The following is a 14,144-nucleotide window of genomic DNA, read 5'->3' as shown; positions in this document are numbered from 1 at the left end:
AATGAAAAATTATATATTTCTTTCAATACTTTTCTTAGTACTAGGAAACCAGCTGTTCGCTCAGCAAGTTAAAGCTTTGACTGAAAAAAATCTTGATACGACTGTAAGATATGGCAAATTGAAAAACGGGTTTACTTATTATATAAAGAAAAACGAGGTTCCTCCCGGACAAATTCAAATGCTATTAGCAGTGAAGGCGGGTTATTATCAACAAAAACAAAATCAGAAAGAATATGCTCATCTTCTTGAGCATATTGGCGCCGTTCATACGGTAAAATATCCGCAACTTCTAAAGGTTGCTGATTCTGCCAGTCTTATTCTTGCGGCCAGAACCGGTTATGATTTTACAGAGTACCAACTTACATTTTCTTCAGACCGCCCGGAAAAATTGAACCTTGCTTTGGAATTTCTATATGAATGGTCGGGGAATATGATAATAAGAGAGAATGATGTAGCGGTGGAAAGCGGTTCGGTGATCGGCGAAGGCCGATCTAAGTCTTATTATAGAGATTGGTATCTAGATACGATTTCCAATATCGTCCTATCAAATACGAATTTTGGGCTACAGGATAAAGCAGGCTCAGAAGCTAGTATGAGAAATGTGAATATTGAAGCTTTAAAAGAATTCCATAATAAATGGTATCGACCGGACCTAGAAGCTGCCATCATAGTTGGAGACATCAACCCCGACAGCCTCGAAAAGGTAATAATTAATCGTTTTAACGATTTAAAGTCCGGCTACGATTCGGAAAGCCCTGAGAGGTACAATGAGCAATTTAAAATTATCCTTCCTGGTAAAAACCAGTACCAGTCGCTTAAAGATTCCATTAATGAGTCATCCAGGATAGTAATTACCAGTAAGCGTAAAAATGATGAAAAGTTCGTGCGTTCGCGAGAAGATCTGCGAAAAATGTTGCTGCAAAAGCTAACTAGCATGATGTATGATAAAATCGGAAAAAAATTAAAAGATCAATACGATCCTCCGTTTGAAAACTATACTAGCTCTTTTAGTAGCAATTCTTTAGCGAACGGTCAACTACAGATAAATTATTGGATGGTGGATACTGATAATGATTTAGATATCAAGTCAAATATGATGCAATTATTTACAGCGGATGAATTAGTGAAAGGGACTATTGATAAAGAAATGTTAGAAAAGTCAAAACAAGTTTTATATGATGATCTCGTAACAAAAAATTCAGAATCAAGGGATATATCTATCAGTTTACTGAATCATTTTGTTTTAGGAAATAGAGCAGTTATTGGCGAAAGATACGAGAGGGAGTTAAGACAGGTATTGGAGGATATTGGAATATCGGAGATCAAGAATTACATCAATACCGGTTGGCAACTTTCTGAAAATACCGATTATACCTTTATTAATATTCCGGTTTCATCCATACCAAAGCATCAGAATGTGATGAAATGGTATCAGGAAGCGAAAGTAAAAGCCCGAAAAAAATCCAAATTAATTTTCCGGGAAATTGACACTATTTCAAACGTTTTTCAACCTTTAAAAAATGTTGATCTATCCATGGTAAAGGAAAATGAAATTGGAGTAAGCTCATTAATATTGCCAAATGGAATAAAGCTGATCTTTAAGCCTTCAGAACCCTGGATGGAACGCTATAAGAATCAAGTTTCAATCTACGGATACAAAGAAGTTCCAATTTCTATTAGAAATAAAAAAGAATATATAACTGCGACTACAGCACCTGATTTGATGTTCTACGGAGATGTTGAAGATTACTCAAAATTTGAATTAAAGCAGTTCATGCTGGATCATCAGATGAGATTGAATTATTATCATATTCAAAATCAGTTTATTATTGACGGAGTTTTTCAAAAAAACGATATACAGTCTTTTTTTAATGTATTACATCGCTATTTGCTCAATCCTAAATACAATCAACAGGCATTTGAAAATTGGAAAGAAGATCAAATATTGAAGTTCAGCCAAACCTTAGATCATAATCTGATGATTCGTGAAACGGTTGAAAGGACATTATTTACCAAGGTCCCGCAAATAAGTAAAAAAGATATTGCCGCCCTCACATTTCAAGATTATTATGAAGGCTATAATAAATTTACAAATTTATATGGCTACACCTTTATTATCACCGGAGATTTTAACTCAGAAGAATTAATACCAGAGGTTCAAAATTACCTGTCTGAATTTCCAACGGTTATAGAGAATAATATGTTCCAGAATCAATTCACCTATAATTTTAAGACCATTTCAGAAACGGTTGAATACGAAGATGTCAATAATGCCGTAGTCGAACTATACTTCCCGGTGCAAATAGATTATAGTTCTAAAACACAGGTAGTGCTGGATCTTTTATGGAAAAGGTTAGACGAGGCGATTTTTGACCGCTTAAGAAGTGGCTCCTATATGCCTCATGCCTATGGTAAGTGGATGGATTTTGAAAAAGGGATCTATGCTTTTATTATAAGTTTTGATAGTGACCTTGGAAATCAGGACAAAATGATTAAATCGGCTGTTGAAGAATTTAAACAACTCCGTGATAAAGGAGTTGCCCCAACCTGGTTGGAGACAGCCATTCCGTTGAGAATAGATAGGTACGAACCAAGGCTGGATAGGTTCTACCTTGTAAATTTTTGGCCGGATTTTCTAAAAAGATATGAGAACAGTGAAAGAAGTGCTACAGAAGAAGTTTTACAGTATTCCTCCTTACTAAAACATTTCATCGATTTGGAAGATGTCAACGAGGCCGCAAAAAAATACCTGTCTCTGGATAAACGACAGGAAATAATAATAATACCCAAGAATAAATAGAATTCTTTTATAACAAGTATCCCGGACAAATCCGGGATACTTAAATTAAATGATTATGGATTAATCAATTTTGGTGGTCTGGTAGGGCTCTCTTTGAGTGTATTGACATTCATTTCATCATACACATCATAAGCCTGTCCATTCTCACTGAATTTCACCTGGCAATGATATTGTCCACCTGAACAATCCTGTTCAGCAATTGGTTGCCAGTTCCCACTAATCAAGACATAATCGTTGACCAGGGTCGCCGGCTCATTGTCGGTTTCACCTCCTACATTTGTAAAGGACATGCCTAAAACAACAAGAAGCGCCATTGCTGGAATTAAAAATAGCTTTTTCATAATATAAAGATTAAAAATATACCTACTCTTTGAAGGATTTTCGGCTTCTCCTACTTTCTGCGCAAAAAGATTTGTAACTTTTCTTTTATGGTGTAAATATTCCAGTACAATACTGAAATTTGAAAGTAGTATAAGCTTAAGGCTACTATCATTTACAATAGTAAATTTCATCAAATAACCTCAAAAAAAATGGTCGCTAAAGCCGAAAAACTATTCTGTTATAAAATGGACCAGGCATTTTCCATTCTATACTGCGAAGGCGTCTGACCATATTGAAGTTTGAAATTTTTAGAAAAATGTGAATGATCCTTAAAACCGCATTTCTGCATAATTATGGAAATAGGCAATTCCGTACTTCGAATTAAAAGGGCACCTTTTTCAAGTCTTTTTTTCATATGGAACCGGGGTATGGTAGTGCCATACATTTTCTTAAATCCTTCTTTGAGTTTAGTTTTGTTCGTACGGTGAATAAGTCCTAATTCCTTAAGGGATGGCAGTTCAGTATGCAGATTCCGGAGAATATAAAGACGTACTTGCTTTAGCAGTATTTTTGTTGCGGCACTCTCCTTCCTTCCTGATTTTGAAGACCTGGCTGGGTTACTATCTTTCTCGTCCTCCTCAATCCTATTTTCGAAACGAAAAGCGGTAATTACATATGAACAGTCTGAATTAATACCTGTCATCTTCTGAATAGTGCAGGGAGTCCTATATAGACTTTTATTTTCAGTTAGAAAGTCTAAAGTAATTAATCGCTGATAAGGTTTTCCATCATTTAATTCCAGTTCCTTTTTTAAAACAGTTACGGAATTATTGGAAAGAATTTCTGAAATTGGTCTATCAATTTTTTTCTCATCCCATTTCAGGATCTTGGGAGTTTGGGTAGTATATGAAGTTATATGGTAGCTATTATCCAGGAATATTGAAAAATGATATTCCGTATGTTCCTCCTGCTGCTGGGATTTAAAACAGGAATTATAAATTTCTTCGGACATCATATTTAGTAATACGCCAATAGTATCTAGTGGGTCTCGGCGACCTGACGGTTCCTGGCGAAACATAAAATTACCACAGGCAATCTCGATGATTTGTTGGTACAAAGAATTGAACCTCATTTTCTCCTCGTTGCTGATTTCCTTTTCCATAATTATTATTTTATTAATGGTTACTTTTATAGTCCTGCAAGAACGAAAGCGCCTTTTCCTTATTAGTAAATACCCGGGTAGGATAAGCCGGGTTATTTATTTTAATATACATCTGGGTGATTACCTCGGCGTGCTCATCTTTAACCAGGAGTGCGAGTGCCGTTGTCATATATGCACCTTCAATAGCCAAATAGTCCCTGGCTTGTTTTTGAGCAAGGGTGACAGCCCTTAGATCACAAAATATAGGATATGAATTTTCATTTTGCAGCTGTAATCGCTGGCTTACGATTTGTTTGGCCATACTCCTATTAATCTCATAAATTTCTTTATAGATAAAATAAAGGATCCCCTTGGAAATCCACATTTTTGCATAAGTACCATCCACAACCATCCCGTAATAATTTGGATATCACTAATATAAAACAAAATCCCAATACGTCTTACCAGAACATTTTTCTTGAATTATATATTATGTGATAAAGTTATTCTCATAAGTTTTAAAGCTATTTGAACGAAAAGCCGAATAACTGTTCTGAAAAGACTTTTTATTGTAACGCACAGAATTATAATAGATATTTATCATAGCTTGAAAAGGAAATTTTCATATCAAAAATTATGGCTAAGGTTAAACACAATAATTTTCTGGATACGGTTGATGAAGTAATCACTAATGCCTCCGATGCAGGAGTAATCCATCTCCATGCAGAGGGCAATGAATTAAACGGACGGCGTATAACCATTAACGGTAAACCTTCTTATCACTTCGGAACAACGGGTTACTTGGGACTTGAACAAGATAAAAGGTTAAAAAGAGCAGCAATAGATGCTATAGAAAAATACGGAACCCAGTTTCCACTATCCAAAACATATATTTCGCACCCGCTCTATGCTCCGCTGGAAGAAAAAATATTTGAAATGTACCAGCACCCCATACTCATTACTAAAAATAGTACACTTGGGCATTTAGCAGTCATTCCCACAGCTATAAGGGATGGTGATGCGGTGATCTTGGATCACCAGGTACATTGGAGTGTTCAAAGTGCCACGGAGGTTTTAAAATCAAAAGGAGTAACAGTAAGGATGATCAGGCATAGCAATATGGATATGCTGGAACATTATATCAAAGACTTAAGAAATAAGGCCAATAAAATTTGGTATATGGCAGACGGGGTTTATTCCATGTACGGGGATTTTGCCCCTTTACAGGACTTAATGGAGTTGTCCAAAAAGTACCCGCAATTACACCTCTATATAGATGATGTGCACGGAATGAGTTGGAAAGGAAAGCACGGTTCGGGTTATGTTATGTCTGTATTGAAAGAGCTTCCCCAGAATCTACTCTTAATCGGCACGTTGAGTAAAACTTTTGGGGCTAGTGGTGCAGTGCTAGTATGTCCTGATAAAAAATTGCATAAAAAAATTAAAAATTTCGGAGGACCCCTAACATTTTCAGCCCAATTGGAACCTGCTTCAGTTGCTGCTGCCACTGCTTCTGCGGAAATTCATCTCTCCCCTGAAATCTATGAGCTACAGTCAGGTTTAGCTGCTAAAATTGAATATTTTAATAAATTACTAGAGGCTTCAGATCTACCGCTGGTACATAAGAATACCTCCCCGGTATTTTATATTGGTACAGGGTTACCGGCTACAGGATATAATTTTGTACGCAAAATGATGAATGCCGGTTTTTTTGTTAATCTTGGTTTGTTTCCAGCAGTTCCGGTTAAAAATACCGGAGTTAGAATCACGATTTCTAGGCATAACGAATTGAAAGATATTCAGGCCCTAGTGGATGCGATGAATTATTACTTTCCCCTGGCTATGGAAGAAACCCATACTGATTTAACCAGGATTTACAAATCATTTGGAATCCAAACAACCGAAAAGAATAATCCTGTAACTACTCAAATGGAAGAGCTAAATCTGGAATATACCCAAACCATTCAACAAATAAATAAATCGGAATGGGATACCTGTTTTTTCGGAAAAGGTACATTTGATTGGGACGGTCTTGATTTTTTAGAGAAAGTGTTTACCAATAATAATTTAAAGGAGCATAATTGGGCCTTCCATTACATTACCATAAAAGACAAAATAGGGAAAATCATTTTGGCGGCACCCCTTACCAGTGCGCTTTTAAAAAATGATATGCTATCGGATGCAAAAACCTCGAAAGCCATTGAAGAAATACGTGAACAGGATCCCTATTATATGACCGATATGGTGCTATCCTTAGGATCAGTTTTTTCAGAGGGAGCCCATTTGTTTTTAGACGATGATCATCCATTACATATTCGCTCGATGCGGTTATTTCTGAAGAAAATTGATGAAATAAAGTCTAACGTAGGGGCTAAACTCATCATTTTAAGGGATTTTGAAAAAACAAATACGTTGAACGCTTTTCTTCACAAGCAAGGTTTTATTTCCTTAGAAATGCCCGATTCCTGTGAAATTGCCAATTTCAATTGGCGAAATGAAGAACAATATATTTCCACACTCAGTAAACGCTCCAGGAAACATTTCAGAAAGGATATCAAGGCATTTGAGAACTATTTTAAAACCAGGATCGTATGCTCCCCTACCCCAGAACAAATTGACAAATATTACCAGTTATTTGAAGAGGTTTGGAGTAACAATTTAGGAATTAACACTTTTAAATTTCCTAAAAAGCTATTTACTGAAATGGTTAAAAGTCCGAAGTGGGATTTTCTAACATTATATCTTAAAGCAGATAATCCCGACGCATTGGATAAGATCGTAGGTGTGATGTTTATAACGCGATCTGGAAAAACTTTCATACCCGCTTTTGTAGGCGTGGATTATGAATATAATGAAAAATTAAATGTCTATCGCCAGCTTTTACTCCAGGCAATAAAAACGGCCGGGATTTTAAAGTTCGAAAAAATTAATTTTGGCCTTAGCGCCAGTTTTGAAAAAAAGAAATTGGGAGCCACTTTAATACCTAAAATAGCCTATGTTCAAGCGGATGACAACTTTAGTCTTGAAGCTTTAGATTGGTTACGTAAAGATTAACACCCCCCCTTTGAAGCATATTTTTTAATATTTACCCTATAAAAAGCCGTATTGAAAATAGCACAGCAAAGGCATTATTTGTTTTTATTAAATACAAATCTCATGTTCGAGAAAACAATGTCGATATTCAGCGAAAATGTTGAAAGCCTAATTCAGTCAGGTAAATCTGATTTGAAGAAAGCTGAAGATGGCATTAGTTTATGTATTAAAATTCTTTCCAAATTACAAAAGCAAGTTGATAAGAATGATTTTGAAAATACTCAAGCGGAAATTGAGTTTTTTAAAAATATAAAACCTTTCCCGATGAGCTATCTTATTTATTTTACCGAAGTCAGGTCTTGTGAATTAAAGCTCCCGAAAGTCGGTAACTCTCATAAAGTTCGTTATTTGGAAAAGGAGATTAAAAAGATCAATAGATTTTTTTCTGAAAATAACAGTTTTGTCAACTATATGGAGCAAAACCACAATTACCTGGATCCACAATTTTTCAGTCGCAGTGGAAAAATGGATTTCTCCTTTAGCCCAACTATTAACTATTATCAAAATCCTGAATTTTCGACCAGCCACGATATGCTTTGGTCTAAAGTCCAGGCTTTATACAGGTACATCCATTATATCCGAGAGAAATTAGAATTGATACAGCCCGGAAGCATTGGGAATTTCCGGGAACGCCAACCAAATTTATTACGATGGTCCGGATCCAAAACTTCTTTAGTAGAGGTAATCTATAGTTTATATCTTAAAGGAGATATCAACAATGGGACTGCGGATCTTAAAACGCTTATCTCTGCCTTTGAAGATTTTTTTAATATTAAGCTCGATAACTATCATAAAACATATGGTGAGATGAGAGCCAGAAAAGATCCTAGAAGTAAATATCTTCACCAAATAGCTGCAAAATTGGAAGCAAAAATGCGCCAGGATGATGAAAGGTGAATTTTCGAAGTAAATCGTAACTACGAAAATCAGCTCTACATTAATTTTACAAAGAATTTCTGCTACTTCCCTCCTACCTTTACCTCAAATTATAGCAATCCTCGTCATTTTCTATTAAACGTTAAACTTTTTCGTACTACGAAAAACCTAGGGAATTATTTCCTGCAAACAATTTCAATTTTATAGAACAATTATAAACCAGGTCAGGAACAAACAAATGAAATGTTCCGAGCCATAAAATTTGTTCTATTATGCCAACATCAATTATTACTACAGACGATCTTCAGGATTTCAAAATGGAATTACTCGAAGACATTAAACAACTGTTGAACCAGCAAAAATCAGGTAAAATAAAAAAATACCTAAAATCTGCAGAGGTCATGGATTATTTACAAATAAGCCCGGGAACGCTTCAAAATTTACGAATAAATGGGACGCTACCCTATACTAAGATAGGAGGTATTATTTATTACGATGCTGCTGAAATTCAAAAGGTCATGGAAGAGAATCGTGTACTTAATTTAGATCTATAGCAATGAACTATATCAAGCAATTAAACGCCGCTTTTGAGAAGTTCTATTATGATGATCGCTTGAATCCTACCCATATTAGCTTATATATGGCCTTATTCCAGGAATGGAATAGTAGCCGGTTTGCAAAGGATTTTTTTGTAAACCGCAGGGATTTAATGCAAGTAGCCAAGATCGGTTCTAAATCTACCTATCACAGGTGTGTAACCGATCTTGATACCTGGGAATACCTTTGCTACTTCCCATCAAATAATCCTTACAAAGGCAGTAAAATTAAGATGGCCATTATTGGGACAGGTGATGAACCTGCAGAAGACTATTACGATCCCAAATTAGAACATCTTGCGGAACGCTACCATCCCATACGAGAACCAGTAGTGAACCGGTACCCTCCCAATAATGAACAAGCTGTGTACTCGCAGCGTCCCTCAGGTGGACAAGTATTGGTATCTACTATAAACAATACTAAACCAATAAAACATAATAAACAACCAAACAGCTTGCAGATAGTTTTAGATTTTTTTAATGATAAAAATTTTAATCCTGATGATGGAAAAGAGTTTTACGAGTACTATGAAGACAGGCAGTGGCAGACAAGCGATGGTTCTGACGTGAGAGATTGGAGAGCTCTAGCAAAATATTGGGTCGAACAAAAATCGCTTATGAAAGAAAAAAATAGATTAAATAAAAAGCAGGAGGTGTCCCATTTCCGGGACAACTTGCGAACCACTAAAAATAAAGATTATGGACAACCCCTCTAAAATAACCGAAGGCGGTGTGGAGTATTCCCTGGGGAAATTCGATGGGACTTGCGTTCATTATGACTTTCCCAAAATTTTAAAATATCTCGATGCTAAGGGCAAGCTACTTTTTGGAAAGCAATTTAAGATTTACAAAGAAGACAAGGCTATTCTCTTAAAACTCACCTCCTATTTCATCCGGGATGAAGCAATCTGTAAAAAATATGGTCTCGATCTAGAAAAGGGAATATTACTGTCCGGGCCTGTAGGATGTGGTAAGACTTCTCTAATGAAGCTCCTAAGGCATTTGGCTCCCAGGCAGCGTCCTTATGAAATGATTCCCTGCCGAAATGTTACATTTAGTTTCAACCATATAGGCTATAAAACTATTAAGGATTATGGCGATACTAAGTTTTTTTGTTTTGATGACCTTGGCGTAGAACCCCCTGGAAGATTCTATGGTAAGGATCTAAACGTTATGGGTGAAGTGCTGTTATCCCGGTATGAACTCTTCCTTGAGACCCGTAAAAAGCTAAGGACCCACGCCACTACGAATTTAAATGCAGAAGAACTGGAAGAACGATATGGTAACCGTGTTCGTAGCCGGATGCGTGAATTATTTAATTTAGTAGCTTTTGATAGGAATGCTGGGGATAAGAGGAAGTAGATGAGTTTTTAGTAACTTGGATCTATCTTTAATTTCAAATATTGAATATTATGTCTGGTAGACTTCAAGATATTGAGAATAGACTTCACCAAATAAACAGTGCAAGATTTCAAAATCTTTGCGATACATACTTAGTCCTAAGAGAGCGAGAATTTACAAGTATTGAACGTACTGGCAGCCAATTTGGGAAAGAGAAAACCGTAAAAGGTACGCCGGATTCATTTATCCGTTTGTCTAACAATAAATTGGGTTATGTTGAACACACAACGCAATCTTCTTCATTACCAGAAAAAATGAAAGAGGATATTGATAAGTGTTTGGACGGATCAATTACCAAAGTTGCCTCTAAACAAATAGACAGAATTATAATTTGTTTTAACGGAAGATTAAAAACTGCCCAAGAGGTTAAAATACAGGAATATGCTCAATCCAAAAATATAAAACTGGAATTGATTGGAGTCGATACATTAGCTCTTGAAATACTCTCCAAATACCTCCTCCTCGCTAGAGAATTTTTGGACATAAAATTAGAAACAGGACAAATACAAACACTTTCAGGATTTATAGCAGAATACAATAACAAAGCGAATAATTTATCTACTCCACTAGATAACGTATTTCTGCATCGTGAAAATGAATTGAAACAGATAAATGATGCGATTAATGAATCAGACCTCGTAATTATTTCTGGAGCCGCAGGAGTTGGAAAAACAAAGATTGCTCTTAAATCAATTGACCAGTTTTTAGAGCAGAATACCTCATATACTCCCTATGTTATTGTTAAAAAGGATGTGGATATCTACGAAGATTTAAAAATACAATTACAACAGGATAATGACTACATTTTATTTGTAGATGATGCTAACAGACAACTTATAAACCTACAACAACTTTTTGGTGTCTTTAAAGAAGTCCGAAAAGGGAAAATTAAATTAGTTTTAACTGTCAGAAATTATGCCTTAACAGACATTCTTAAAGAATCGTTTGTTTTTGATAATGAAACAATTGACATTCCAAAATTTTCAGACGAAGAGATTGTTCAATTACTTGAAAGTGAATCATTTGGTATTCAGAATTCTAAGTATCAGAAGAAAATCGTCGAATTATCCGATGGCAATGCAAGACTAGCCATAATGGGTGCTAAAATCGCACTCGATAAACAATATGAATTCTTAGCAGGAGATGTTACCGAGCTCTATGATACATATTTTAAAAATGTAACTTCAGACTTAGATATATTTCAGAATAAGGTTCAGATGCAAGTTCTTGGTTTGATTTCATTCTTTTTCACAATAAATAGGGAAGACAAAGATGTAATTGAAACGATTTTAGAGAATTTTGAGATTGACTACTATAAATTTAATGAAGCTGTAGAGGAATTGCATAAAAAAGAATTAGTAGAAGTTCAATACAACCACATTCGGATATCTGAACAGGTAATGGCCACATACTTTTTCTACTTGGTCTTTATTAAAGATGGTCTCTTATCTTTTGACAAATTACTCTTTAACTATTTTGATGGTTACAAACATAGGTATACCGATACAATAATTCCAGCCAACAATTCTTTTGGATACGATAAGGTTTTTTCAAAAATAAATCCTGCACTAGATAAATATTTGGTAAGAATTCAAAATGATGAAAACAAAACTTTGACTTTTTTGGACCAATTTTGGTTTTATAAACCTGAAGACGTATTAAGTTATTTCGGGCAGAAAATAAATAATCTATCGGAGCCAGAGAATCCAAAATATCTTACAGAATATGAAACGAATGATTTTGTACATAGTAAAGAACAAACTCTTGATTTTCTAACCAGATTCTTTCGCCATCAAACTGAATCTTTTGAACCCGCAGTAATACTGGCATTTGAATATATAAGAAAGAAGCCAGAACATCTGCCAGAATTCATTCGAAGGATTCGGGAAACTCTTTTATTCGATGAACGTGACGAACGGTATGGCTTTGCCCGCCAAAGTAAATTCATAGAACTTATGTGTTCAAGAATTGCCAAAGGAAAAGAGCATTTCTGTATAGCTTTTTTTGCTGTTTCCGAAACATTTCTTCAACATTCATTTCATATAGTACACGGTGGAAGAAAACACACAATTACCTTTTACGATTATCCTATACCTCAGACTAAAGAAATAGAATTACTAAGGGCTACAATTTGGAAAACGCTCTTTACTTTATTTGACAACTACCGAAGCAAGGTTATTAAATCAATAAATAATTTTCGCCCTGGATATAGAAAAAGAACTCCCAAGCTATTGGAATATGACCTGTCGTTTCTTATACCTTTTATTCTAGAAAATTTTTCCCCCCAATCATTTATTGAATCTCATTCGGCAAATGACTTATCAATATCATTAACAAATGAAGATAGAATTGATGGGGAGATTTTTAATGAATTAGAATCTGCATTTAATACAAAAGCCTACAAAAATTTTAGAAAATTGGATTGGAATAGGTTCAGGGACAAAGAGGAATATGAATTTGAAGATTGGCGTGAATATGAGAGAGTAAAGTCAGATGATTTAAAACAGAATTTCACCTTTCAATCAATTAATGATTTTCCTGCTTTTTTTGATTGTATAAATAATTCTCAGGCAATTATTGATCGAAATCATTCGCAGATAGAAAAGTCGCTAGAGGTAATTTTCGAAGAAAATTTTTTGCAAGACGAAGATATAGGATTGCAACTTTTAGAAGAATATTTAAACAAGAATTATAAGATTAGATGCCTTTACCGAACTATTAGTGTCATTGTAAAAAGTTCCAAACTAAACTCTAAGAAACTCTGGAGCATATTAGAAAATTGGAGCGGTGAGAATTCCATTTATTGGAAATTGACTTTTTTCGAACGACTCCCTTCGGATTTCGTCAACAATAATTATTACGATAATTTAAAATCCACTCTTAAGAGCATCGACTGTAACGCATATCTCTATATTCAAGAATACAAAAAGTTCAACTTGGTTAAAACGGATGCCATAAAAGAAATTTTATATATTATATCGCAGAAAATTGAGGAAGGGATTAATTTACGAACCTCAGAATATCCATATACGGATGGCTTTGATCAACTTAAGGATGATTACGCTCTAATGAGCAAACTATATTTTCAGCAATACACACTAGGTAAGACCAGTTTTACTTTTGATTATGAAAAGAAAGGATTTAAAAACCTCTATGTATCCTATCCTGAATTCTTATTTGATTTCTTCAACGTGTTCTATTCGAAATATGATTTGGGGCGTAGGAATGACAATTTGAAAATTGGATTTATATGGGACACTTCAGATAGATTTAAAGAAATATCTGCTGTAATCGAATTTCTAGTAGATGCAGAACCTTATTTTGGTTTGGGTGGTCATTCCGTATCCGTATTATTTAATGAATTGGATACAATACAGTCTAAAAACGCCTTAAATTTCTTGAAATCATATATTACAAATAATCAAGAAAATCGTAAACAGATTGAAGTCATATTTGATATAATCAGAAAGCAATTCAATGATAAATTTGAAGAATTACTACTTTTCTTTCTTGATTTAAATAGCAATGTAGAATTTTTCAAACAAATAGATTGGCCAGGAAATCCAGGAGTACAAATGGGTGAGGTTAATTGGGGTGTATTACACGCAAAAAGGTGGGAAAGGATTCTGGCCATAGTCGAAAAATCCAAAATGGTGATTGAGATCATTCCAATCAAAGCATTTATAAAAAAGATAATTCAATCAGAACATAATCACGCAGAACATGAGCGAATGCAAAAATTCATAAGACCTTCCGACTTCTAATATGCCCTATTATTTCTAGTACTATTTTGCGAATACATTTTATCACCTCAATTCCCAAGGGAGTGTAATCTGAACTCTGTCCTTTGCTTCACTCCTTCGGGGGTACCCCCGAAGGAGTGGTTGCCAAATCGAGCCTAATGCGGTCTTCAAAT

Annotated in this window: 10 protein-coding genes; 7 read left to right on the top strand and 3 right to left on the bottom strand. The window is 35.0% G+C overall.

The window, feature by feature from the left end; all coding sequences use genetic code 11:
- Position 1: 1 nt before the first annotated feature.
- Complete coding sequence (locus DET49_RS16680) at positions 2 to 2,800, top strand: M16 family metallopeptidase (RefSeq protein ID WP_166636601.1); 2,799 nt, start codon at positions 2 to 4, stop codon at positions 2,798 to 2,800.
- Positions 2,801 to 2,853: 53 nt separating this feature from the next.
- Here the strand turns inward: DET49_RS16680 and DET49_RS18770 are convergent, their stop codons facing one another.
- Genes DET49_RS18770 through DET49_RS16665 form a run of 3 tightly spaced genes read right to left on the bottom strand, consistent with a single transcriptional unit; the run spans position 2,854 to position 4,674 of the window.
- On the bottom strand, positions 2,854 to 3,312 hold the full coding sequence (locus DET49_RS18770; protein ID WP_243729703.1) for a DUF6520 family protein: 459 nt from the start codon (positions 3,310 to 3,312) through the stop codon (positions 2,854 to 2,856).
- A gap of 47 nt (positions 3,313 to 3,359) precedes the next feature.
- Positions 3,360 to 4,283, bottom strand: coding sequence for a helix-turn-helix domain-containing protein (locus tag DET49_RS16670; protein ID WP_133549773.1), 924 nt, complete (start codon positions 4,281 to 4,283; stop codon positions 3,360 to 3,362).
- Between the two features lie 13 nt (positions 4,284 to 4,296).
- Positions 4,297 to 4,674 (bottom strand): hypothetical protein, encoded by a 378-nt coding sequence (locus DET49_RS16665; protein ID WP_133549771.1) that lies wholly within the window; start codon positions 4,672 to 4,674, stop codon positions 4,297 to 4,299.
- A 224-nt stretch (positions 4,675 to 4,898) separates the two neighbouring features.
- Between DET49_RS16665 and DET49_RS16660 the strand changes: the two genes are divergently transcribed.
- From DET49_RS16660 to DET49_RS16635, 6 genes are all read left to right on the top strand, one after another.
- Positions 4,899 to 7,316 (top strand): bifunctional aminotransferase class I/II-fold pyridoxal phosphate-dependent enzyme/GNAT family N-acetyltransferase, encoded by a 2,418-nt coding sequence (locus DET49_RS16660; protein WP_133549769.1) that lies wholly within the window; start codon positions 4,899 to 4,901, stop codon positions 7,314 to 7,316.
- A 102-nt stretch (positions 7,317 to 7,418) separates the two neighbouring features.
- Positions 7,419 to 8,252 (top strand): RteC domain-containing protein, encoded by an 834-nt coding sequence (locus DET49_RS16655; RefSeq protein ID WP_133549767.1) that lies wholly within the window; start codon positions 7,419 to 7,421, stop codon positions 8,250 to 8,252.
- Between the two features lie 251 nt (positions 8,253 to 8,503).
- Positions 8,504 to 8,785, top strand: coding sequence for a helix-turn-helix domain-containing protein (locus DET49_RS16650; protein ID WP_034892262.1), 282 nt, complete (start codon positions 8,504 to 8,506; stop codon positions 8,783 to 8,785).
- Positions 8,786 to 8,787: 2 nt separating this feature from the next.
- Positions 8,788 to 9,543, top strand: coding sequence for a hypothetical protein (locus DET49_RS16645; RefSeq protein ID WP_133549765.1), 756 nt, complete (start codon positions 8,788 to 8,790; stop codon positions 9,541 to 9,543).
- A complete protein-coding gene (locus tag DET49_RS16640; protein WP_034892256.1) occupies positions 9,527 to 10,189 on the top strand; it encodes an ATPase in 663 nt (220 codons plus the stop codon). Before DET49_RS16645 ends, DET49_RS16640 begins: the two co-directional genes overlap by 17 nt.
- A gap of 50 nt (positions 10,190 to 10,239) precedes the next feature.
- On the top strand, positions 10,240 to 13,992 hold the full coding sequence (locus DET49_RS16635; RefSeq protein ID WP_133549763.1) for an ATP-binding protein: 3,753 nt from the start codon (positions 10,240 to 10,242) through the stop codon (positions 13,990 to 13,992).
- Positions 13,993 to 14,144 lie beyond the last annotated feature (152 nt).

This window comes from Salegentibacter sp. 24, from assembly GCF_004362395.1.
Lineage (GTDB): Bacteria > Bacteroidota > Bacteroidia > Flavobacteriales > Flavobacteriaceae > Salegentibacter.
The sequence above is the reverse complement of the archived record's forward strand: the minus strand, read 5'-3'. Positions and strand labels throughout refer to the sequence as shown.

Coding starts and splice junctions, on each gene's coding strand:
- DET49_RS16680 (WP_166636601.1), top strand. CDS start 2: ATGAAAAATTATATATTTCTTTCAATACTTTTCTTAGTACTAGGAAAC.
- DET49_RS16650 (WP_034892262.1), top strand. CDS start 8,504: ATGCCAACATCAATTATTACTACAGACGATCTTCAGGATTTCAAAATG.
- DET49_RS16660 (WP_133549769.1), top strand. CDS start 4,899: ATGGCTAAGGTTAAACACAATAATTTTCTGGATACGGTTGATGAAGTA.
- DET49_RS16665 (WP_133549771.1), bottom strand. CDS start 4,674: ATGGTTGTGGATGGTACTTATGCAAAAATGTGGATTTCCAAGGGGATC.
- DET49_RS16635 (WP_133549763.1), top strand. CDS start 10,240: ATGTCTGGTAGACTTCAAGATATTGAGAATAGACTTCACCAAATAAAC.
- DET49_RS16645 (WP_133549765.1), top strand. CDS start 8,788: ATGAACTATATCAAGCAATTAAACGCCGCTTTTGAGAAGTTCTATTAT.
- DET49_RS18770 (WP_243729703.1), bottom strand. CDS start 3,312: ATGAAATTTACTATTGTAAATGATAGTAGCCTTAAGCTTATACTACTT.
- DET49_RS16640 (WP_034892256.1), top strand. CDS start 9,527: ATGGACAACCCCTCTAAAATAACCGAAGGCGGTGTGGAGTATTCCCTG.
- DET49_RS16670 (WP_133549773.1), bottom strand. CDS start 4,283: ATGGAAAAGGAAATCAGCAACGAGGAGAAAATGAGGTTCAATTCTTTG.
- DET49_RS16655 (WP_133549767.1), top strand. CDS start 7,419: ATGTTCGAGAAAACAATGTCGATATTCAGCGAAAATGTTGAAAGCCTA.